This is a genomic window from Ruegeria sp. BHSB056, from assembly GCF_059613305.1.
Map to the genome: position 1 here is coordinate 1 of NZ_JBXWSG010000184.1, position 1,799 is coordinate 1,799.

Here is a 1,799-nt window from a genome sequence, read left to right on the forward strand (position 1 = left end):
TCATCAAGCATATGCAAAAGATTCTGGATCAGGCACCGGAGCCGTTCCGCAATGCAGTGGCTGGTTATCTGGAAGAGAACCAGGCTGAGCTGTTTGAAACCCGTGCCGATTGCGTGGCTTGGGCGCAGGACAATTACGATGACCTGATCAGCGGTGAACTGGGGGGTAATCTGCTCAGCAAGTATTCCATGATTGGCCGGTTCATCGTGCTGGATGAAGCGCTTGTTTTCCTAAAACGGGCCATTTCGGATCTACTGGATGAAGGTGATCACGAAGCGCATGCGATGCTTGATACGATCATCAACTATTACAGCGCCGTGATGCTGCATGTGCCCTTCTCTCAGAGCCTGGAGAACGAGCCGGTCTGGAGTTCATCTTTTGATGTCGAAGCCTGGCGGAACTCGGGGTATGAGGGTACTCTGACCGATCATCAGTTCGACGCGCCGCGCAATTTCCAGACACAGGTCGATCCACGCATAAAAACGACCCTGCTGTCCCGGATCGACACCTTTGGTGAACATGCTTCGGGGCTGGGACGCTTTACGCGGACGATGTTTGCCAATGACTTCAGACGCAACTTTGTGGCCGCCGAAAACCAGCACGCTGCTGAGTAATTGCGCTCGGGAAAACCCGACTGACCCGGGGCGTGTCAGTCTGCGTCGCTCAGGTAAACAACCTCGCGTCCGGGGAAGGCCGCGATAATGGCGGCGTTCTGATCCGGCCCCAGATCATTGAGGAAAATTGGCTTGTCCGGCGGCAGGAACGGATCGTTGAGATAAAGCGCAGACCCGATGTCTCCTTTTGTCGAGACAAAAATCAACGCATTGCCCAGATCAGCGGCTTCAACCTGTCGCCTGATGTCATCGCTATACCCGCCATATCCGCCATATTTCGAAACACCGCGCCAGGATGTGAAACTGACAACCGAAATGGCGCAGAGCAGCAGAACAACACAGTGCAGGCGGCCGCGATACTGCTCGGGCAACCGGTCATTGATCGCCTCGATCCCAGCCGCAGACAAAACCAGGATAGGCAGCAATGCCGTGTGCCAATAGCGCGGTCCGAGGTAGAAGGTGCCTGTAAACCAATAGAAGAACAGAACAGCCACGAGGGCAGCAAAGATCACCAGCATCGCACGGTCAAACCCGGTCAGCTTTTTGCGCCAGATAAAGACGATCCAGAGCGGAACCAGCGACCCGAATGTCCAGCCCAGAAGTTCGAGGTTAAGCGAGGCAATCGCGTTGACCAGGTTCAACACGGCTTCGGCGGGACTGTGACCGATCCAGATATCCAGCGCCCCCCAGCTCTGGGCGGGCGGGCCCACATTCTCACCAAATCCAAATGCGTTTTGCGTGTCCGGCCACAGGCGGCTGAGATAGTCGGCTTGTGCGGTCAACAACGGATCGCCCGTGATCGCGTGATTGACCAGAAAAACGACAGACCCGAACAGGATGCCGCCGACACCACAGGCAAGCACTTGCCCGATCCCGGCAGGCAGTCGGCGAAGCACCCACAGGCCTGTCAGACCACCCACGATCAACCCGTCCAACGGTCGGGTGACAAATCCCCATCCCAAGGCCAACCCGGCGGCAAATGCCAGGAATACCGCCCGGCGGGCAGACCCCTCTCCGGCCCGGATCAAACACCACCAGGCCAGTAAGATCGTCACCAGCATAAGCGCGTGGTTCATCAGCGTGGCCCCAACAGCCAGCACCCAGGGTGAGGTTGCCATAAGCAACGCGACCATATCCGCGCGTTCCCGGCTGATAGACCGGCGGACAATGTCATGGGCCAGCCAA

At 57.4% G+C, this 1,799-nt stretch carries 2 protein-coding genes; one reads left to right on the plus strand and one right to left on the minus strand.

Annotated elements, in window-relative coordinates:
* On the plus strand, positions 1-614 hold a 614-nt coding region (locus AC2FND_RS20175; protein WP_496771479.1), incomplete at its 5' end, for a hypothetical protein.
* A gap of 35 nt (positions 615-649) precedes the next feature.
* Here the strand turns inward: AC2FND_RS20175 and AC2FND_RS20180 are convergent.
* A partial coding sequence (locus tag AC2FND_RS20180) for a glycosyltransferase family 39 protein (protein ID WP_496771480.1) occupies positions 650-1,799 on the minus strand: 1,150 nt, incomplete at its 5' end.